General features: G+C 66.6%; 20 protein-coding genes and 1 tRNA gene. 9 read left to right on the top strand and 12 right to left on the bottom strand.

Annotated elements, in window-relative coordinates:
* Positions 1-162: 162 nt before the first annotated feature.
* The 3 genes from G6N54_RS27020 (at position 163) to G6N54_RS27010 (ending at position 1879) form a co-directional block, all read left to right on the top strand.
* Positions 163-239, top strand: a tRNA-Arg gene (locus tag G6N54_RS27020).
* Between the two features lie 197 nt (positions 240-436).
* The gene (locus tag G6N54_RS27015; RefSeq protein WP_163793584.1) at positions 437-1129 is read left to right on the top strand and encodes a GAF and ANTAR domain-containing protein; all 693 of its coding nucleotides are present in this window, start codon (positions 437-439) and stop codon (positions 1127-1129) included.
* Positions 1130-1189: 60 nt separating this feature from the next.
* Positions 1190-1879, top strand: coding sequence for a cutinase family protein (locus tag G6N54_RS27010; RefSeq protein WP_232073041.1), 690 nt, complete (start codon positions 1190-1192; stop codon positions 1877-1879).
* Positions 1880-1885: 6 nt separating this feature from the next.
* Here the strand turns inward: G6N54_RS27010 and G6N54_RS27005 are convergent, their stop codons facing one another.
* Both G6N54_RS27005 and G6N54_RS27000 read right to left on the bottom strand, forming a co-directional pair.
* Positions 1886-2155 (bottom strand): YdeI/OmpD-associated family protein, encoded by a 270-nt coding sequence (locus tag G6N54_RS27005; RefSeq protein ID WP_163793579.1) that lies wholly within the window; start codon positions 2153-2155, stop codon positions 1886-1888.
* A gap of 19 nt (positions 2156-2174) precedes the next feature.
* The gene (locus tag G6N54_RS27000; RefSeq protein WP_163793577.1) at positions 2175-2414 is read right to left on the bottom strand and encodes a hypothetical protein; all 240 of its coding nucleotides are present in this window, start codon (positions 2412-2414) and stop codon (positions 2175-2177) included.
* Positions 2415-2551: 137 nt separating this feature from the next.
* Between G6N54_RS27000 and G6N54_RS26995 the strand changes: the two genes are divergently transcribed.
* Positions 2552-3322, top strand: a complete 771-nt coding sequence (locus tag G6N54_RS26995; RefSeq protein ID WP_163793574.1) for an enoyl-CoA hydratase — start codon at positions 2552-2554, stop codon at positions 3320-3322.
* Between the two features lie 3 nt (positions 3323-3325).
* On the opposite strand, the gene G6N54_RS26990 is transcribed toward G6N54_RS26995, so the two are convergent.
* From G6N54_RS26990 to G6N54_RS26955, 8 genes are all read right to left on the bottom strand, one after another.
* The gene (locus G6N54_RS26990) at positions 3326-4225 is read right to left on the bottom strand and encodes a bile acid:sodium symporter family protein (RefSeq protein WP_163793572.1); all 900 of its coding nucleotides are present in this window, start codon (positions 4223-4225) and stop codon (positions 3326-3328) included.
* Between the two features lie 175 nt (positions 4226-4400).
* Positions 4401-4823 carry a hypothetical protein gene (locus tag G6N54_RS26985; protein WP_163793570.1) on the bottom strand — a complete coding sequence of 141 codons (423 nt, stop codon included), beginning with the start codon at positions 4821-4823 and terminating at the stop codon, positions 4401-4403.
* A gap of 165 nt (positions 4824-4988) precedes the next feature.
* Positions 4989-5243: a Rossmann-fold NAD(P)-binding domain-containing protein gene (locus G6N54_RS26980; RefSeq protein ID WP_163793568.1), complete on the bottom strand. Its 255-nt coding sequence runs from the start codon at positions 5241-5243 to the stop codon at positions 4989-4991.
* 55 nt (positions 5244-5298) lie between these two features.
* Entirely contained in the window at positions 5299-6117 is an 819-nt protein-coding gene (locus G6N54_RS26975) for an HpcH/HpaI aldolase/citrate lyase family protein (RefSeq protein ID WP_163793567.1), read from the bottom strand.
* Positions 6114-6611 (bottom strand): MaoC family dehydratase, encoded by a 498-nt coding sequence (locus tag G6N54_RS26970; RefSeq protein ID WP_163793565.1) that lies wholly within the window; start codon positions 6609-6611, stop codon positions 6114-6116. Before G6N54_RS26970 ends, G6N54_RS26975 begins: the two co-directional genes overlap by 4 nt.
* 40 nt (positions 6612-6651) lie before the next feature.
* Positions 6652-7818: an acyl-CoA dehydrogenase family protein gene (locus G6N54_RS26965; protein ID WP_163793563.1), complete on the bottom strand. Its 1167-nt coding sequence runs from the start codon at positions 7816-7818 to the stop codon at positions 6652-6654.
* A gap of 6 nt (positions 7819-7824) precedes the next feature.
* Positions 7825-9810 (bottom strand): acetyl/propionyl/methylcrotonyl-CoA carboxylase subunit alpha, encoded by a 1986-nt coding sequence (locus G6N54_RS26960; RefSeq protein WP_163793561.1) that lies wholly within the window; start codon positions 9808-9810, stop codon positions 7825-7827.
* Positions 9811-9857: 47 nt separating this feature from the next.
* Entirely contained in the window at positions 9858-11402 is a 1545-nt protein-coding gene (locus G6N54_RS26955; protein WP_163793559.1) for a carboxyl transferase domain-containing protein, read from the bottom strand.
* Between the two features lie 360 nt (positions 11403-11762).
* On the opposite strand from G6N54_RS26955, the gene G6N54_RS26950 reads away from it, so the two are divergent.
* From G6N54_RS26950 to G6N54_RS26935, 4 genes are all read left to right on the top strand, one after another.
* On the top strand, positions 11763-12272 hold the full coding sequence (locus G6N54_RS26950) for an alpha/beta hydrolase fold domain-containing protein (protein ID WP_163793557.1): 510 nt from the start codon (positions 11763-11765) through the stop codon (positions 12270-12272).
* Between the two features lie 2 nt (positions 12273-12274).
* Positions 12275-12766, top strand: a complete 492-nt coding sequence (locus G6N54_RS26945; protein ID WP_163793555.1) for an ester cyclase — start codon at positions 12275-12277, stop codon at positions 12764-12766.
* Positions 12767-12823: 57 nt separating this feature from the next.
* The gene (locus tag G6N54_RS26940) at positions 12824-13468 is read left to right on the top strand and encodes an SACE_7040 family transcriptional regulator (RefSeq protein ID WP_163793552.1); all 645 of its coding nucleotides are present in this window, start codon (positions 12824-12826) and stop codon (positions 13466-13468) included.
* 68 nt (positions 13469-13536) lie between these two features.
* Entirely contained in the window at positions 13537-14334 is a 798-nt protein-coding gene (locus G6N54_RS26935) for an MmpS family transport accessory protein (RefSeq protein ID WP_163793550.1), read from the top strand.
* Here G6N54_RS26935 and G6N54_RS26930 read toward each other — a convergent pair.
* Positions 14331-15680 (bottom strand): MFS transporter, encoded by a 1350-nt coding sequence (locus G6N54_RS26930; protein ID WP_163793548.1) that lies wholly within the window; start codon positions 15678-15680, stop codon positions 14331-14333. The genes G6N54_RS26935 and G6N54_RS26930 overlap by 4 nt on opposite strands.
* Before the next feature lie 104 nt (positions 15681-15784).
* On the opposite strand from G6N54_RS26930, the gene cmrA reads away from it, so the two are divergent.
* Positions 15785-16591, top strand: coding sequence for a mycolate reductase (gene cmrA, locus G6N54_RS26925; RefSeq protein ID WP_163793546.1), 807 nt, complete (start codon positions 15785-15787; stop codon positions 16589-16591).
* 80 nt (positions 16592-16671) lie between these two features.
* On the opposite strand, the gene G6N54_RS26920 is transcribed toward cmrA, so the two are convergent.
* Entirely contained in the window at positions 16672-18240 is a 1569-nt protein-coding gene (locus G6N54_RS26920) for a helicase HerA-like domain-containing protein (protein ID WP_163793544.1), read from the bottom strand.
* Positions 18241-18301: the final 61 nt, after the last annotated feature.

The raw sequence follows: 18301 nt of genomic DNA, 5'->3' as shown, positions 1-18301 counted from the left end.
GCACACGCCTCGTTGCGGTTAACAGCTGATTACCAGCTGGTGTTGGACGTATGTCGAGGCTCAATACGACAACCGATATTGACGGTGGGGCAAGGCTTTTCGCGCGTGTCGCGTCGGCGAGTCGGGTTGTCGCCGTTCGTTGGATAGACTGACCTGCGCATTGCCTCCGTAGCTCAGGTGGATAGAGCAAGGGCCTTCTAATCCCTAGGTCGCACGTTCGAGTCGTGCCGGGGGCACCAACGGTTTCCGCAGGTAGATCCATGTCCCGTCTAGACGCTCGCGCTTTCGCTCAGGCGTTCGAGTATCCCGCTTGTCGCCCGTGCGGCACCCGAATTGCCAGCCAGCGGGCTGCCAGCAATGTCGCCGCCTACCAGGCAAGGCATCGTGACGCCCGTCAAGGTTTAATTCGGCAGGCGCCCGTGGAACACAAGACGTTATGACTGTGGGCGGCAAGTCGTGCAACGACTTGGCAAGCGCAATGGGGCTGCTTGCCATCGAAATGCAGAACCAGCTGGACATCGAGGCCACACTGCAGTCGATTGTCGCGGGCGCCGTCAAGCTCGTGCCGGGCGCAACCTGGGCAGGCATCTCTCTGGTCCACGGAAACGCGGTGGAGGCACGGGCGCCCAGCGATCCCTTGGTGGCCAAACTCGACACCCTGCAGTCGGAAGCCAACGAGGGGCCCTGTTTAAGCGCGCTGCGTGAGCACCGCACGGTGTTGATCAAAGACATGGCGACCGAGCCCCGCTGGCCGCGATTTTGCGACGCCGCAATCGACTACCGCGCCCGAAGCCTGCTCTCCTTCCAGCTTTACGTCGCGTCACGAAACCTCGGCGCGCTCAACCTGTACGGCGATGAAGCCGAAGCGTTCCCAGAAGACGCGGTGTTCACGGGCGAACTGCTGGCCCAGCACGCCTCTGTGGCCTTGTTCGGCTCGGCCGCCGAAGCTCAGTTCGACGACGCGTTGAGCACTCGCGACGTCATCGGTCAAGCCAAAGGGATCATCATGGAGCGGTTCAACCTTGAGGCTTTCGCCGCCTTCGACCTGCTGCGGAAGCTGTCGCAAGAGTCCAACGAGAGACTGGTCGACGTCGCCCGTCAGGTTATCAAGACCCGGGGCAGCACCTAGCCGACCCCAGGGCGAGACGGCACCCTGCAGCACCCACCGGCGATGTGTCAGCATGGGGACGTGAACGGACGCCAGTTCGCTTGTTCGCTGGGTGCCGCGGTGCTGGCTTGGGCATCGCCCCTGAGTGCACCAACCCTGGTTGCCCCCGCATCCGCTGCCCCCTGCCCCGACGTCGAGGTGACGTTCGCCCGGGCCACCAACGAAGCGCCCGGAGTCGGAGTGGTCGGCCAGCAATTCATCGACGCATTGCGCTCGCAGGTCGGCGGTCGGTCCCTCGGGGTGTATGCGGTCAACTACCCCGCCGGCGACGACTTCGCCCCGTCGGCCTCGGCCGGCGCCAGCGACGTACACGCGCACGTCGGGTCCATGGTTGCGACCTGTCCCAGCACCAAGCTGGTGCTCGGTGGATATTCGTTGGGCGCCATGGCAATCGACGAGGCCACTATCGCCCGGGCACCGATCGCGGGACTGATCCCCGACATCCTCACGGCCGACGAGGCCGGCCACGTCGCGGCGCTCGCCCTGTTCGGCAATCCTTCGGACCGGTATCTCGGGGCGCCGGTCAGCGAGGTCAGCCCGTGGTACGGGTCCAAGGCCATCGACCTGTGCGCGCCCGCCGATCCGGTGTGCACCCCGGGCGGGGCCTTGGCGCTGCCGTCACACGATGAGCTGTTTTCTCCGGTGCACCTGTCCTACGCGCAGTCCGGGATGCCCGGGCAGGCCGCGACTTTCGTCGCTGGCCACCTCTGACGCCCGTTACGGCCGGCCGTTGCGCTCGCGGTGCTTGCACCCCGGCCAGCAGCAGGGCCGGCGCTGGCCTTCTTCCAGCTCCTCCTGAGTCCGGCGAATCCGGCGCTGGCGGGTGGCCTCCTGCTTGGCGTCCTCGACCCAGCAGATGAATTCGTTGCGTGCCAGGGGCGTGATGTCCTTCCACGCCGCGAGTGCGGTGGAGTTCGTGGTGAGTGCCTCGCGCAGGTCCGCAGGCAGCTTGTGCACCACCCCGCCGGGCACCGAGTTGCCGCTCACCCGGCCAGACTAGCGACGATTACGACCCCGGGGTGTATTGCCACACCAAGCGGTGATTTCCGTTCATCGCCCGGTCGCACTGCATCATGTGTCCGTCGGCGTCGCGCATCGTCGCGTACCGCAGCGAGCACGGTTGCTGCCGCTGCGGTGGATTGGGCGCCGCCATACCGAGGCCGAGCGCGATCAAGCCCACCACTATCGCCGAGAAGATCGCCCAGCGGATCGCCTGCGATGTGGTGGTGATCGTCGTCGTGCTCATTGGATGCCCCTCCTCGTGATGCCGGTCACCGGCGTTTTCAGCATCAGCGGCGGGGCTTGCAGCATCCTCTGCGAATTCTTGAAGGCTCGGCTCCACGTAGCCTTTAGCTCGCCCAACATCGACCGTGGAGGCACCCGATGGCCGAGTCCGACTCCATCCTTTTCAGCGTGGAAAATCGTGTCGCGCTGATCACCGTCAACGACCCCGATCGGCGCAACGCGCTGACGAGCGAGAGCTCGGCTCAGTTGCGCGCCGCGGTCGAGCGGGCCGAAACCGATCCGGGCGTGCACGCCGTCGTGGTCACCGGGGCGGGCAAGGCGTTTTGCGCCGGCGCCGACCTCAGCGCGCTGGCCGCCGCGGGCGCCGGGGCCGCGGAATCGGGTCTCAAGCAGGTCTACGACGGCTTCATGGCCGTGGGCAGCTGCGCGCTGCCGACCAACGCCGCGGTCAACGGCGCCGCGGTCCATGCGGGCCTGAACCTGGCCCTGGCCGCCGACGTGCGCATCGCCGGGCCCGGCGCACTGTTCGACCCCCGTTTCCAGAGGCTGGGGCTGCACCCCGGCGGCGGCGCGACCTGGATGCTGCAGCGCGCGGTGGGCCCGCAAGTCGCTCGCGCGGCGCTGCTGTTCGGCTTGCGCTTGGACGCCGAATCCGCCGTGCGGCACGGGTTGGCACTCAGCGTTGCCGACGACCCCGTCGCCGCGGCGTTGGAACTGGCCGCGGGACCCGCGTCGGCGCCACGCGAGGTGGTGCTGGCCACCAAGGCCACGATGCGCGCCACCGCCAGCCCGGGCTCGCTGGACACCGAGCACCACGAATTCGCGATGCGCACCGAGCTGGGGCCGCAGGTGACCTCGATCCAGTCACCGGAATTCGCCGACCGTCTGGCCGCGGCCCGGCGTAAGTAGGGCTTAGGCGGCGGGTTCGCTCGCGACGGTCTCGGGCTGGGCCTTCACCCGAAACGCGGGATCCAGCAGGCGGACCGCGCCGATGAACGTCAGGGCCATCACGGGTGAGAGAGCGCCGTAAATCGCTACGGGAGTTGCCATTTCGACGCTATTGAGCAGTTGCGGGCTGAGCGCCACCCCCAGCGCGACCACGGTGTTGTGCAGACCGATCTCCAGGCTGATGGCAATCCCCTGTGGCGGGCCCAGCCGCATCAAACGCGGCACCAGATAGCCGACGGTCAGGCTGACCGCGCAGAACGATACAACCGCCCCGCTGATGACGCCGAAGTTGTTCAGCAGCGTCGTTTTGCCGCTGGCGATCGCCCCGGCGATCGCCGCGATCAGCAGCACGACCGCGACGATTTTGATGGGCGTTTTCATTCGCCGGGCCAGCTCCGGGAAGCGGTGGCGGATCGCGATACCGATCGCGGTAGGGATCAGCACCAACGCGAACACGGTGACGAACTTGTCCAGCTGAAGCGGGATGAAGCGTCCCTCGCCGAGGAACCAGGTCATCGATGCGGCCAGGATCGCCGGCAGGGCCACCACCGACAGCGCGGCGTTGATCGCGGCCAGCGTCAGGTTGAGCGCCAGGTCGCCGTTGAACAGGTGGCTGACGATGTTGGCCATCGTCCCGCCCGGCGTAGCGGCCATCAGCATCAGCCCGACCGCCAGATGCGGCTCGAGGTGGAACGCCTCGGCGATCAGCAGGCACAGACTCGGCAGCAGCAGGGACTGGCAGAGCAGAGCTACCGCCAGTGGTCGGCGCAGCGTGGCGGCCCGCTTGAAGTCGTCTACGGTCAGTGTCAGCCCGAGGGCGAGCATGACCACCGCAATGACGTACGGAAAGTACTCGCTGCCCATAACACTCCACGGTCTCGGTGCCCGGCCGCCGATTTGTCGGCGCGATTAGTTAGCTTGCCTTATACAGCAGCGATCCGCTGGGCATCCAACCGGCCGGCTGACAGCGTGCAACCGTCGTGATAGCTCAAAACCCCTGAATCCCAAGGATTTCAGGGGTTTTGAGACTGAGAATGCGTTAGGAAGCCGACTTGATCGCGATCTGGTCGACCTGCGTGTAACCCGGCGGCTGGCCGCACGCTCCAACGACGTAGGTGTGCGCGGACGTGCCGGTAAGGGTGTTGGGATCCCAGACGGTGTGAGTGGTCGTGCCGTAGAGGGTGTAGGAACCGTCGGGGCAGCTGACGTTGCTCATCGTGTCCAAGACCCACTGACCATCGACCAAGCGGGCCTGGCTACCGCCCAACCCGGCCTTGATCCAGAGGCATCCGTCACCACAGGAGTTGACGGCCCAGCTATTGTCGATGGTTTTGCCGCTCGGCGTCGTGACGGTCTCGGTGTAGCTACCGCTCATCGTCGGTGTAGCCCACGCTGTGCCGGCCGAACCGACAGCTAAGCCGGCACAAACGACGGTTGCGGCGAAGCCCCGCGCGATGGTCATGATTTGGTTCCTTCCGTGGAGCTAGTCAGTGCAGCGAGCAACTGTTCTGGTGGATCAAAGATTACGACACAATTGCGGCTTGGGCGTTCGCGAATGTTTCCGCTTTTTTGCGATTTCGTTAAGACGCGAACCGGGTACGCGACGGCGCAACCGGTGGTGAGGCCCCTATTTGACGGTATAAGCCGCGTCGACGGGAAGTGAGATTCCGGTGATGCAGCGGCCGGACTGCCCGCATAGGTAAACCATTGCTTCCGTGACGTCGGCGGCTTCGATCATCGGGACCGGCAACAGATTTTCCAATGCGCTGCTGCCCTCCGGAAATTCGGCCAAGCATTGTGCCGCCGGCTCGTTCTCCAGCATCGGCGTGGCCACCCCGCCGGGATGCACGGTAAGCCGGCCCAATTCGGCGACGCCGCTCAAGACCAGGCCCCAAGGCGACAAATGACGTTTTCAGAACAACGCGCGCCCGGAGCGGCTACGAGCCGGAATCTCCAGCTCGACGCACCAGCGCGGCCGCGTGCTTGAGCACCGGCGAATCGACCATCTGCCCCTCGAAAGCAAACACGCCGCGCTCGTTCTGGGCCGCCGCCAATACCCGACGCGCCCAATCCAGCTTCTCCTCGGTGGGCCGAAACGCCTCGCGCACTACCGGCACCTGAGTCGGGTGAATGCAGACGGTGCCGGAAAAGCCCACCGCCACGGCATCCTCGGCTTCGGCGCGTAAGCCGTCGAGGTCCGGGATGTCCAAATGCACCGCATCGAGTGCAACCCGGCCGAAGGCGTTCGCCGCGAGCAGGGCCGCCGACCGCACGTGACGGGCGACGTCCCGATAGGTGCCGTCGGCCTTGCGGCTGGCGCTGCCGCCGAGCGTGGCGATCAGATCTTCGGCGCCCCACATCAGCGCCACCGTGCCGTGCGCCGCGGCGATTTCCGTCGCGAACACCACCCCGCGCGGCGTCTCCAGCAGCGCGATCACGTCGCGCGGCGCCAGCGCCGTCACCTGTGCCGCCGATTCGGTCTTGGACAACATCACCGTCGAATACGCGGTACCGGCCAGGGCCTCGAGATCGAGGGGGTACTCCGCGGTGTCGGCCGCGTTGATGCGCACCACGGTGCGCTCCGGGTCCAGCGGGGTCTCCTGCAACGCCTTGCGAGCGGCGGGCTTGTCCGCCTCCGCCACGCCGTCCTCCAAGTCGAGGATCACGACGTCGGCCGCGGCCGCCGCCTTCGCGAATCGCTCGGGCCTATCGGCCGGGCAGAACAACCACCCGGGGCCGGCGGCGGCTAGGTTCATCGAGGCTCCTCGTCCGCGGGTCGCTTCTGCACCAGGGTGGTGCGGACCGCGCGCGCAACGATCTCGCCATCTTGATTGCGGCCGGTGTGCTCCAGGGTGACGATGCCTTCGCCGGGCCGGCTCTTCGACTCACGCTTGGCGGTGCACACGGTCTCCGCGTACAGCGTGTCGCCGTGGAAAACCGGCTTCGGGAAGGACACCTCGGAGAAGCCGAGGTTGGCCACGATGGTGCCCAGCGTCAGTTGTGTCACGGACAGCCCGACCAGCGTCGAGAGGGTGAACATCGAATTCACCAGGCGCTCGCCGCGAAAGCCGGGCTGTTCGGCGGCCCACGCCGCGTCGAGGTGCAGCGATTGGGTGTTCATTGTCAGCGTGGTGAACAGGACGTTGTCGGCCTCGGTGATCGTGCGGCCAGGCCGGTGCAGGTAGGTCGTGCCGGTCTCGAATTCCTCAAACCACAAGCCGCGCGGGATAACCGACTTACCTTCGGTCATGAGCGCCGCTCCTCATCGCTCCGCTCTGCATCGTCGACGGTCACGAGAGCCCCAGCGACCGCGCGATGAGCATCAGTTGCACCTCGGTGGTGCCCTCACCGATCTCGAGGATCTTGCTGTCGCGGTAGTGACGCGCCACCGGATACTCGTTCATGAAGCCGTATCCGCCGTGGATCTGGGTGGCGTCGCGAGCGTTGTCCATGGCCGCCTCCGACGAGATCATCTTGGCGATGGCCGCCTCCTTCTTGAATGGCTTACCCGCCAACATCTTTGCGGCCGCATCGTAGTACGCGGTCCGCGCTACGTGCGCGCGCGCCTCCATGCGCGCGATCTTGAAGCTGATCGCCTGATAGGAGCCGATCGGCTGGCCGAACGACTGCCGTTCCTTGGAGTACTTGACGCTCTCGTCGACGCAGCCCTGCGCCACACCGGTCGCCAACGCGGCGATCGCGATGCGGCCCTCGTCAAGGATGGACAGGAAGTTCGCGTACCCCTTGCCGCGAACGCCCAGCAGGTTCTCCTCCGGGACGCGGGCGCCGGCGAACGTCAACGGGTGGGTGTCCGACGCATTCCAGCCGACCTTGTTGTAGACCGGCTCGACGGTGAAACCCGTTGTGCCGTTGGGGACGATGATAGTCGAGATCTCTTTTTTGTCGTCGGCCAGGGAGCCGGTGACCGCCGTGACGGTGACCAGCGACGTGATATCCGTGCCCGAGTTGGTGATGAACTGCTTGGATCCGTTGATCACCCAGTCGCCGTTGTCGAGTTTGGCCGTGGTGCGGGTGCCGCCGGCGTCCGAGCCCGCGCCCGGCTCGGTGAGCCCGAAGCCGGCCAGCGCCCGGCCGGCCACCAGGTCGGGTAGCCACTGCTGCTTCTGTTCCTCGGTGCCGAATCGGTAGATCGGCATCGCGCCGAGGCCCACCCCGGCCTCTAGGGTGATCGCCACCGATTGGTCGACCTTGCCGAGTTCCTCGAGCGCCAGTGCGAGCGCGAAGTAGTCGCCGCCCATGCCGCCGTACCCCTCGGGAAACGGCAGCCCGAACAGCCCCATCTCACCCATCTTGGCGACGACCTCGTACGGGAAGCTGTGCTCCTCATCGTGTTTGGCCGATACGGGAGCGACCACGCTGCGCGCGAAATCGGCGACGGTCGCGCGAAGATCTTCGTATTCCTTGGGTAGCGTCCCCGCGGTGATCGTTGTCGTCATGATCCTTTAATCCTTTTTCTCTTCGGAGTCTGGGACCAGGCGGGCCAGCACCTGGTCAACCGTCACCTGATCGCCGACCGACACCAGCAGCTCCACGCGTCCCGAAACCGGCGCGGCCAAAGAGTGTTCCATCTTCATCGCCTCAACCACCACGACCACGTCGCCCTCGGCAACCTCGGCCCCGGAATCGACCTGCACGGCGATCACACTGCCGGGCATCGGGCTGAGAACCTCGGCCTGCCGGGTGTCGGATCCGCGCTGGATCTTGGTTTCCTCGGCCTCGCGCAGATGCCAGGTCCCTCGCTCGTCGGCGATCCACAGGTGACGGTTGGCCTCGGCCCACCGGTACTCGCGGCGCAGCCCGTCCAGCGTCGCGCTCATCAGCCGCCGCTCGACTTCTACACTCGCCGATTGGTTTTCGCCGTCACCGACCTTTACCGTCGCGGCGGTCGGCAAGCCGGACACCGAGACCGTCTCGGTGCGCAGCGGCGTACGCATCGCGGTGCGTACCGGTGCGGTCGCGCTGCCAACGCGCCAGCCCGACGGCTGCGCCCACACGTCACCCCGCGCCTGGCGGGCCAGCACCCATTGGACATGCAGCCCGCCCGCCGCGAGCACGTCGTCGGGCGCAGGCAGCGGCGCGAAGTCCGGCAGCCGCTCCTCGAGCAGCGCGGTGTCCAGATCGCCCGCCCGCACTCGTTCGTCGGCAAGCAGGAAGCGCAGGAATTCGATGTTGGTCTGCACGCCCAGAATCGTCGTCTGCGCCAGTGCCCGGTCGAGCTCGGCGAGCGCTTCGTCGCGGTCGGCTCCGTGGGCGATCACCTTGCTCAACATCGGGTCGTAGTCGCTTCCGACCAGCGTGCCTGCCAGCAGTGAGGAGTCCACTCGCACGCCGGGACCCGAGGGCTCGAAGACATCGAGGACCCGCCCGCCGGTCGGCAGGAAGCCCCGGCCCGGATCCTCCGCGTACACCCGGGCCTCGATCGCGTGCCCGTGCAACTCGATGTCGTCTTGGGCGAATGTGAGCTTCTCGCCGGCGCCCACGCGCAGCTGCCACTCGACGAGGTCCAGCCCGGTGATCGCCTCGGTGACCGGGTGTTCCACCTGCAGACGGGTGTTCATCTCCATGAAGAAGAATTCGTCGGGTTGCTCGGCGGAGACGATGAATTCCACCGTGCCGGCGCCGACGTAGTCGACGCTGCGGGCGGTGTTGCAGGCCGCCGTTCCGATCCGTGCACGGGTCTGCGGATCCAGCAGCGGCGACGGCGCCTCCTCGATGACCTTCTGGTGACGCCGCTGCAGGCTGCACTCCCGCTCGCCGAGATGCACGACGTTGCCGTGGCCGTCGGCAAGGACTTGTACCTCGATATGCCTGGGCCGCAACACGAATCGCTCCAGGAACAGCGTGTCGTCGCCGAAAGAGGACGCGGCCTCCCGGCGCGCGCCGGCCAGCGCCTCGGGCAGCCGGGCCGGATCGTCCACCAGCCGCATACCCTTACCGCCACCACCAGCCGATGGCTTGATCAGCACCGGATAGCCGACCTCGGCGGCCGCGGCGACGAGCTCGTCGTCCGTCAGTCCCGATTTCGCCACACCGGGAACCACCGGCACATCGAAGGCGGCCACCGCGTTCTTGGCGGTGATCTTGTCGCCCATCACCTCGATCGCGCGGGCCGGCGGGCCCAGGAACACCAACCCGGCGCGCTCGCACGCGGCGGCGAAATGGGCATTCTCGGAAAGGAACCCGTAACCGGGGTGAATCGCCGCAGCGCCGGTGCGCGCGGCCGCGTCGAGCACCTTCTCGATATCGAGGTAACTCTCACGGGCCGGCGCCGGACCCAGCCGCACGGCCGTGTCGGCTTCGAGCACGTGTCGCGCATCGGCGTCTGCATCGCTGTAGACGGCCACCGACCGGATACCGAGCCGGCGCAGCGTCCGAATCACCCGCACGGCGATCTCGCCGCGGTTGGCCACTAAGACGGTGTCAAACACTGCACTCACATCCGGAAGACGCCGTAGGAGACCGGTTCCAGCGGCGCCTAAGCGCACACCGAAAGGGCAAGCCCGACATACGTTCTCGTATCGGCTGGGTCGATGATGCCATCGTCCCAGAGCCGGGCGGTCGAGTAGTACGGGTTGCCCTGATCCTCGTACTGGGCGCGGATCGGCGCCTTGAACGTCTCTTCGTCGTCGGGCGACCACGGTTTGCCGGAGGCGGACAGTTGTTCGCCGCGCACGGTGGCCAGCACGGAGGCCGCCTGCTCGCCACCCATCACCGAGATCCGCGCGTTGGGCCACATCCACAGGAAGCGCGGCGAGTACGCCCGCCCGCACATCGAATAGTTGCCCGCGCCATAGGATCCGCCGATCACGACGGTCAGCTTGGGCACCCGGGCACAGGCCACGGCGGTGACCATCTTGGCGCCGTGCTTGGCGATGCCGCCGGCCTCGTAGTCGCGGCCGACCATGAAACCGGCGATGTTCTGCAGGAACAGCAGCGGGATCTTGCGCTTGTCGCACAGTTCGATGAAATGCGCACCCTTCAAAGCGGATTCGCTGAACAGCACACCATTGTTGGCGATGATCCCGACCGGGTGGCCGTGGATGCGCGCGAAGCCGGTCACCAGCGTCTTGCCGTATTTCGCTTTGAATTCGCTGAATTCGCTTCCGTCGACCAATCGCACGATGACCTCGTGCACGTCGTAGGGCACCCGCGGATCCGGGGGGACGACGTCATAGAGCTCGGTCTGCGCATGCTTAGGCTCGACCGACGGCAACGCTTCCCACGGACTGGGCTCGCGCGGACCGAACGTCGCCGCGATCGCGCGCACGATGCGCAATGCGTGTTCGTCGTCGTCGGCGAGATGGTCGGTGACCCCGGAGACGCGCGAGTGCAGATCGCCACCACCGAGGTCTTCGGCCGAAACGATCTCTCCGGTAGCGGCTTTCACCAGTGGCGGTCCGCCGAGGAAAATCGTGCCCTGCTCGCGGACGATCACGGCCTCATCGCTCATCGCCGGCACATAGGCGCCGCCCGCCGTGCACGAACCGAGCACCGCGGCGACCTGAGGAATTTCCTTGGCGCTCATGGTCGCCTGGTTGTAGAAGATTCGCCCGAAATGCTCGCGGTCGGGAAAAACCTCGTCTTGACGCGGCAGAAAGGCGCCGCCGGAGTCGATGAGATAAATGCACGGCAGTCGATTCTGCAGCGCGACTTCCTGGGCGCGCAGGCGCTTCTTGACCGTGATCGGGTAGTAGGTGCCGCCCTTGACCGTTGCATCGTTCGCGACGATGACGCACTCGCGCTGCGACACTCGCCCGATCCCGGTGATGATCCCGGCCCCGGGCGATTCGTCGTCGTACATCCCGTTCGCGGCCAACGGGGTGAGCTCCAGAAACGGGCTGCCGGGATCGAGTAGCCGGTCCACCCGTTCGCGCGGCAACAGCTTGCCGCGGCTGACGTGGCGCTCCCGCGCACGCTCATTGCCACCCAGCGCCGCGACCGCCAGTTTGGCGTTCAGCTCATCGACCAGCCGACGGTGCTCGTCGGCGAACGACGCTGCGACCTTTGCGGACACGGTCACGACGGGCCTCCTCGCCGTTACACGACGTTTCAGTTAATGATCATTAACTCGGCGCGGAGAATACCATCGCGCGCATTCCTGCGTCCAGGGACGGGTTATCACGCGCGCTAAGACCCGATCGGCCGTGAGCTTCCATGCAGGTCCGGCTGTCCCCTGTTTGGCGGACGGCTATTTCAACTCGTTTGTGACCCGTTCGGGGGGACGGAAGATCGGGCGGATGTTCTCTACCTTGAGCCCCGTCGACGAGAGGTGGACGCGCGGCACTGACAACGGGTGTTTACCTTCCCGAGCCGTCATAAATTCCCGACGTTTTTCGCCGATCATCGCTAGAGAGAAATCGCGATCACCGCAGGGGAAGTCATGCCTGACAGGCCGGCCGGCAGGAACGGCGCACGCTCGTCGCAATTCACCGGTCGACCTTCGTTGCAAGCACGTATCAGTGCGCCGGCGCTGCGGCAGCTGCGCTCGATCGCCAGCCTGGTCGGCATTGATCTGAGCACTGCGATCAACACCTTGATGGCCAGCCGCCACCCGCCCCGGCATACCACGCGCGCCCTGACCGTGGGACAGCTCGAGTTCAACGACTGGGACGTGTGCGAACTGCGCCCCGCATCTCCGTCGGGCAAACATGTGCTAGCCGTTCACGGCGGTGCCTTCGTATGCGAGGCCACCGCCTTGCACTGGCGAGACTATGCGGCCATCGCGCGCCAGACATCGGCGACCGTGGTCGTACCGACCTACCCGCTGGCACCGCACTGCACCGCGCGCATCGTCATCCCACAGATCGCGGACCTGATCACTTGGATGATCGGTGAAAACGAGGCGCGCGCGGTGCGCTCGCAGATCTACCACCAGCTGCTGGGCTACTAGCAATGGATCGAGATCAGCTGGTCGAGACATGGGAACGCCACATGGCGTGTGAATTCGACTTGAAGGACCCCGATCTCGCGGTTTCCACGATGACAGACGACGCCACCGTCATGCACTTGCCGACGATGAGCGGCGGCGCTGGGAAGGACAACCTGCGGCGGTACTACGCCGACGTATTCATTCCGGGCATTCCAGCCGACACCACCAGTGCGCCGATCGCACGATCGGTCGGTGACGGCCTGCTGGTCGACGAGTTCATCATGCGGATGAACCACGACCGTGATGTGCCGTTCCTGCTGCCGGGACTGGCGCCCACCGGCAAGACGGTGGAAATCGCCGCCGTGGTCGTCGTCAGATTTCGGGGCGACCTGATGGCAAGCGAGCGGCTCTACTGGGACCAGGCCACCGTGCTGCGCCAACTCGGCCTGATCGACCACAGTCTGCCGGTCGCCGACATCACCGCGGTGTCGGCATATCTGCGTGAGCTGAGTTAATAGCCAGTAACCCGTGCTAAGTTAGCGATGATTAACCGAAAGTTCCGGAGGGCCGTCATGACAGCGTCCAGCCCGGACACCGCGCCCGGTCAATCCGAACCAGCAAATCGCCGCAGCCAGTTGAAATCCGACCGGCGACTGCAACTCCTGGCCGCGGCCGAACGACTCTTCGCCGAACGCGGATTTCTCGCGGTGCGACTCGAAGACATCGGCGCCGCCACCGGGGTCAGCGGCCCGGCCATCTACCGCCACTTCCCCAACAAGGAATCGATGCTGGTCGAGTTGTTGGTCGGGATCAGCGCCCGGCTGCTCGCCGGGGCCCGCGAGGTCACTGCCCGCAGTGCGGACGCGGCCGCCGCCCTGGAAGGGCTGATCGATTTTCATCTCGACTTCGCCTTCGGCGAGCCCGACCTGATTCGCATCCAGGACCGCGACTTGGCACACCTGCCCGCGCCCGCCGAGCGACAGGTCCGCAAGGCGCAACGCCAATATGTAGAGGTATGGGTCGGCGTGCTATGCGAGCTGGACCCGGCGCTGGCCGAGGCGGATGCCCGGCTTGCGGCGCACGCGGTGTTCGGCTTGCTGAACTCGACGCCGCACAGCATGAAGGCAGCGGAAAAGCCCGCCCGCGGGACACGGTCGCGCGCCGTGATGCGGGCCATGACGATTGCCGCACTGGGAGCCGGGGGCCAAGCCGGCTGATTGGGCGTCACCGGGAGAATCCACGCCCGGCCGCTCGGCTTAGGTACCCTGCAAACTGTGAGGTGGACATGAACGATCCACGTCGACCCGAGCGGTTTAGTCCCCCCGAAGCGGGGTGGGAACCGACCGGGCCGATTGGCCCGCGCAACGCGCCGCTCGTTGATCCGGCCTACGCCGACCAAGCGCGCTACGCGCCTACCTACGGCGGGTATGCCCCGCAGTGGGCGCCGAGCCCGAACGAGACCAACACGACAAAACGGCTGCCGGCCTACTGGCAGCAGGACCAGGACCAGCCGCCACCTGTTGGGCTGCCTTCCGGCGGCGAGGCCCCCCCACCGCCGGAAGGGCCGAGATCGCCCCGCTGGTTGTTGATCGGTGCCGGCTTGGCCGTGCTGTTGGTCGTCGCACTGACGATCGCGCTGGTCCTCACCAATGGAGCGCTGAAGACCCAGACGGCGGTGCCGCCGTTGCCCGCGATGCCCGGATCGAGTGAGAGCCCGACGCCCACCCCGTCGACACGAACGTCGCGGCCGTCGCAGACCCCGCTGCCGGTCCCGCCGCCGAGCAGCTCGGCCGGGTCCGCGCCCACCCCAGGCGCGATGCACAACGTCGTCTACACGGTCAGCGGCGAGGGACGCGCGATCAGCATCACCTACTGGGATACCGGCGACGTCATCCAGACCGAGTTCAATGTCTCGCTGCCATGGACCAAGCAGGTCAGCCTGTCTCCGTCGGCCGCTCATCCGGCCAGCGTCACGATCATCAACATCGGCCACAACGTCACCTGCTCGGTCACCGTGGACGGCGTGCAGCTACGCCAACACCTCGGCGCCGGCATCACGGTCTGCGACGCCGCCGGACGTTAGACCTGTTCGACCTGTTCGACCGCGGCGGTGTGGCGCGGCGGGACACGGACGGCGATCATCGCGATCAGTCCGGCGATCAGCACCAGCGATATCCCGCCCAGCCCGGCGCGCACCGCGCCGAACGCGTCGACGAACACCGAGAACAGCCAGGGCGCCACGAACGCGACGGCCCGGCCCGTCATCGTGTACAGACCGAACGCCACGCCTTCCCGGCCGTGGTGGGCCATTTGCAACAGCAGGGCGCGCGCCGACGACTGCGACGGCCCGATGAACAGGCAGAGCAATAGTCCGCACGCCCAGAAGGCCACCGGACCCGAGAGCACCATCAGGGTGAGCGCCGCGACGATGATCGCTACCAGCGATCCGACGATGACGGTTTTGGACCCGATCCGGTGATCGACGAAGCCGCCCGCCACGGCGCCGATGGCGGCGACGATGCTGGCCGCCACACCGAAGATCAGCACGTTGGCCTGCGAGATGCCATACACGTTGACGCCCAGCACGGCGCCGAAGGCGAAGATCGCCGACAGCCCGTCGCGGAAGAGCGCGCTGGCGCCCAGGAAGTAGACCAGGTTGCGGTCGCGCCGCCATTCCGCGGAGATCTCGGTCCACAGCTTGCGATAGCCGCCGAGCATGGTTGTCGGCTGGTACACCTCGCCGGTCTCGGGCAGTCGGTGCGCGACGAGGAGCAATGGCAGCCCCAATACCGCCAGCCATGCCGCGGCGGCCAGCATGGCCTCGCGGACGTAGAGCCCGTCGGCCAGCGGCACGCGCAGCAGCCCCCGCACCGCGCCGGGCCCGTCACCCGAGCCTGCGATAAAGCCGGTGTAGATCAGCAACAGCAGCAGGACGCTGCCGAGGTAACCCGATGCCCAACCCAGACCGGAGATGCGGCCAGCCGTCTGGGGAGTCGAGAGCTGACGCAGCATCGCGTTGTACGGAACGCTGGCCAGGTCGCCGCAGGCCGCCGTCGCGCCCAGCAACACCAACCCGGCCCATAGGTACGCGGGCCGGTCGTGGATCAGGAACATCGCGCAGGTCAGCGTCACCGCCAGGCCGGTCAACACGCCCAGGGTCACGCGCCGGCGATGCGGCGACTCCACCCACACACCGACCAGCGGCGCCAGCAGCGCGACCGTCAACCCGGCGAGCGCTCCCGCCCGGCCCAGCCAGCTCTCCGGCGTGGTCCTGCCGGGTAGGCCCTCCCCCACGCTGCTGGTCAGGTAGACGGAGAACACGAATGTCGCGACGATCGCGTTCAGACCCGTTGATCCGCAGTCCCACAGCGCCCACGCCACCACCCGAGATCGCACGATCTCGCCCGCCCCCGGTTCTGGCTGACCCATGCCCGGCACTCTATTTGTTGAGCCGACAAGACGCCCCCCCCCCGCGGCTGCGGCCCGGTTGCAGCCATTGTCGTCGAGGTTCGGCCGCTGTCTACGATTGTCGAATGCCGATTCCCGCTCCCAACCCGGATGCACGCGCCGTTGTCACCGGAGCTTCGCAAAACATCGGCGAAGCCCTGGCCACGGAATTGGCCGCACGCGGACACTACCTGATCGTCACCGCACGACGCGAAGACAAGCTCAACGACCTTGCCGCTCGGCTAACCGAGAAGTACGGGGTCACGGTCGAAGCGCGGCCTGCCGACCTCGCCGACCCGGCGGAACGGGCCAAACTCTGCGACGAGTTGGCCACCCGCAACATCTCGATCCTGTGCGCTAACGCGGGCACCGGCACATTCGGCCCCATTTCCGGCCTCGACCCGGCGGGCGAGAAAGCGCAGGTGCAACTGAATACCGTTGCGGTGCATGACCTTACGTTGGCGGTACTGCCGGGGATGGTCGAGCGCGGCGCGGGCGGCATCTTGATTTCCGGTTCGGCAGCGGGCAATTCGCCGATCCCCTACAACGCGACCTATGCCGCCTCGAAGGCGTTCGTGAACACCTTCAGCGAGTCGTTGCGCGGCGAACTACGCCGCTCCGGTGTGCACGTCACGCTGCTGGCACCGGGCCCGGTGCGCACCGACCTGCCCCAGGATGCCGAGCGGTCACTGGTCGAACGGCTGGTGCCCGACTTCCTGTGGATCTCGACCGAACACACCGCCCGGATCTCGCTGGATGCGTTGGAACGCAACAAGATGCGCGTCGTCCCGGGCCTGACGTCCAAGGCGATGTCGGTCGGCAGCGGGTATGCCCCGCGCGCGATCGTGGCGCCGATCGTCGGCAGCTTCTACAAGAAACTCGGCGGCGGCTAAGCCTTCGCCCGCTCGCGTCCGCGAGTCTAACCTGGCTGCGAAAAATCCGCCCGATATTTCGCAGTGACGTTAGGCTCGCGTCACCGGCGGCCCCGGCCGGTGCCGAACCTGGCCCGGACGAAATCGCGTAACCCAGTTTTGACGATGTCCTTGACGTCCGAATTCTTCAGCACTTCCTCCCATATGGCCGGGCCCTTGGGTTCGGCGGGCGCCGGCATCGGCGGGATGTCGTACGGGTCCGGATACGACGGCAGCGGGTCGTATTGCCCCTGCGGCGACGGTGCCTTCGGCGCTGGTGGCGCCGAGGGCATTTCGGGCGCCGACGGCTGCTCGATCGTCTGGCCGTATTTGACCTGCAGCGGACTGGATTTCGCCGCCTTGGCGATCTCGTCGTCGCCGATCGACGCCATCAGCGAGCGGGGCACCCGCATCCGTGTCCAGGCAACCGGTGTCGGGGCGCCCTTCTCGGACAGCACGGTGACGACGGCCTCGCCGATGCCCAGCGACGTCAACGCCGACTCCAGGTCGTAGACATCGGTTTTCGGATAGGTACGGACGGTCTTGGACAGGGCCTTCTGGTCGTCGGGGGTGAATGCACGCAGGGCGTGCTGGATCCGCGCGCCCAGTTGCGACAGCACATCGTTGGGCAGATCCGTGGGCAACTGGGTGCAGAAGAACACCCCGACACCCTTGGAGCGGATCAGCTTGACGGTCTGCTCGACCTGCTCGAGAAACGCCTTGGACGCGTCGGTGAACAGCAGATGCGCCTCGTCGAAGAAGAACACCAGCTTGGGTTTGTCGATGTCACCAACTTCGGGCAGTTCGTTGAACAGGTCGGCAAGCAACCACATCAGGAAGGTCGAGAAGATGACCGGGCGCAGCGACTGACCGCCGAACTCGAGCAGCGAGATGGTGCCGTGGTTTTCGTTGTCGACGCGCAGCAGGTCTTGCGGGTCGAGCTTCGGTTCGCCGAAGAACGTGTCGCCGCCCTCGCCCTTGAGGTTCACCAGCGCGCGCAAGATGACGCCGGCCGTCGTCGACGACACCCCGCCCAGCGATTTCAGGTCGGCCTTGCCGGCGTCGCTGGTCAGGTGGCCGATGACGGCGCGAAGTTGGTCCAGGGTGACCAGCGGGCGGTCGTTCTCCTTTGCCCAATGGAAGATCAACCCCAGCGTCGACTCTTGAGTGGCATTGAGCCCCAACACTTTTGATAACAAGACCGGGCCGAAACTGGCGACGGTCGCGCGTATCGGTACGCCGAGCCCACCGGTGCCCAGCGACAGGAACTCCACCGGGAAGCCGGTCGCCGCCCAGGTGTCCCCGGTGTCCTTCGCCCGAGCCGCCGTCTTCTCGTTGGCCTGCCCCGGCCGCGACAGGCCGGACAGGTCACCCTTGACGTCGGCCATCAGCACCGGAACCCCGGCGGCGCTGAGCTGTTCGGCGATCAGCTGCAGGGTCTTGGTCTTGCCGGTTCCGGTCGCCCCGGCCACCAGACCATGTCTGTTGACGGTGGCGAGCGGGATGCGAATCTGCGCGCTCGGGTCGGCGTTGCCGTCGATGACGACGGTGCCCAGTTCCAGTGCCTGGCCTTCCACGGCGTAGCCGCTGGCGATCCGCTGCGCGGGTCCGTCCGCTGATTCGGTGGTCATCGCGCCCCTCTCGCCCGAAAGTTGCAAGGCCCAACACTACTTGCCAGGGGGAGCCAGCGGC

The organism is Mycobacterium stomatepiae, assembly GCF_010731715.1.
Taxonomy (GTDB): Bacteria; Actinomycetota; Actinomycetes; order Mycobacteriales; family Mycobacteriaceae; genus Mycobacterium; species Mycobacterium stomatepiae.
This window is presented reverse-complemented; position numbering and strand designations above follow the sequence as displayed.

Excerpts from the sequence above, each read along its gene's own strand:
- G6N54_RS27015 (WP_163793584.1), top strand. The coding sequence starts at position 437 with ATGACTGTGGGCGGCAAGTCGTGCAACGACTTGGCAAGCGCAATGGGG.
- G6N54_RS27000 (WP_163793577.1), bottom strand. The coding sequence starts at position 2,414 with ATGAGCACGACGACGATCACCACCACATCGCAGGCGATCCGCTGGGCG.
- G6N54_RS26995 (WP_163793574.1), top strand. The coding sequence starts at position 2,552 with ATGGCCGAGTCCGACTCCATCCTTTTCAGCGTGGAAAATCGTGTCGCG.
- G6N54_RS26990 (WP_163793572.1), bottom strand. The coding sequence starts at position 4,225 with ATGGGCAGCGAGTACTTTCCGTACGTCATTGCGGTGGTCATGCTCGCC.
- G6N54_RS26985 (WP_163793570.1), bottom strand. The coding sequence starts at position 4,823 with ATGACCATCGCGCGGGGCTTCGCCGCAACCGTCGTTTGTGCCGGCTTA.
- G6N54_RS26975 (WP_163793567.1), bottom strand. The coding sequence starts at position 6,117 with ATGAACCTAGCCGCCGCCGGCCCCGGGTGGTTGTTCTGCCCGGCCGAT.
- G6N54_RS26970 (WP_163793565.1), bottom strand. The coding sequence starts at position 6,611 with ATGACCGAAGGTAAGTCGGTTATCCCGCGCGGCTTGTGGTTTGAGGAA.
- G6N54_RS26965 (WP_163793563.1), bottom strand. The coding sequence starts at position 7,818 with ATGACGACAACGATCACCGCGGGGACGCTACCCAAGGAATACGAAGAT.
- G6N54_RS26950 (WP_163793557.1), top strand. The coding sequence starts at position 11,763 with ATGCCTGACAGGCCGGCCGGCAGGAACGGCGCACGCTCGTCGCAATTC.
- G6N54_RS26945 (WP_163793555.1), top strand. The coding sequence starts at position 12,275 with ATGGATCGAGATCAGCTGGTCGAGACATGGGAACGCCACATGGCGTGT.
- G6N54_RS26940 (WP_163793552.1), top strand. The coding sequence starts at position 12,824 with ATGACAGCGTCCAGCCCGGACACCGCGCCCGGTCAATCCGAACCAGCA.
- G6N54_RS26935 (WP_163793550.1), top strand. The coding sequence starts at position 13,537 with ATGAACGATCCACGTCGACCCGAGCGGTTTAGTCCCCCCGAAGCGGGG.
- G6N54_RS26930 (WP_163793548.1), bottom strand. The coding sequence starts at position 15,680 with ATGGGTCAGCCAGAACCGGGGGCGGGCGAGATCGTGCGATCTCGGGTG.
- cmrA (WP_163793546.1), top strand. The coding sequence starts at position 15,785 with ATGCCGATTCCCGCTCCCAACCCGGATGCACGCGCCGTTGTCACCGGA.
- G6N54_RS26920 (WP_163793544.1), bottom strand. The coding sequence starts at position 18,240 with ATGACCACCGAATCAGCGGACGGACCCGCGCAGCGGATCGCCAGCGGC.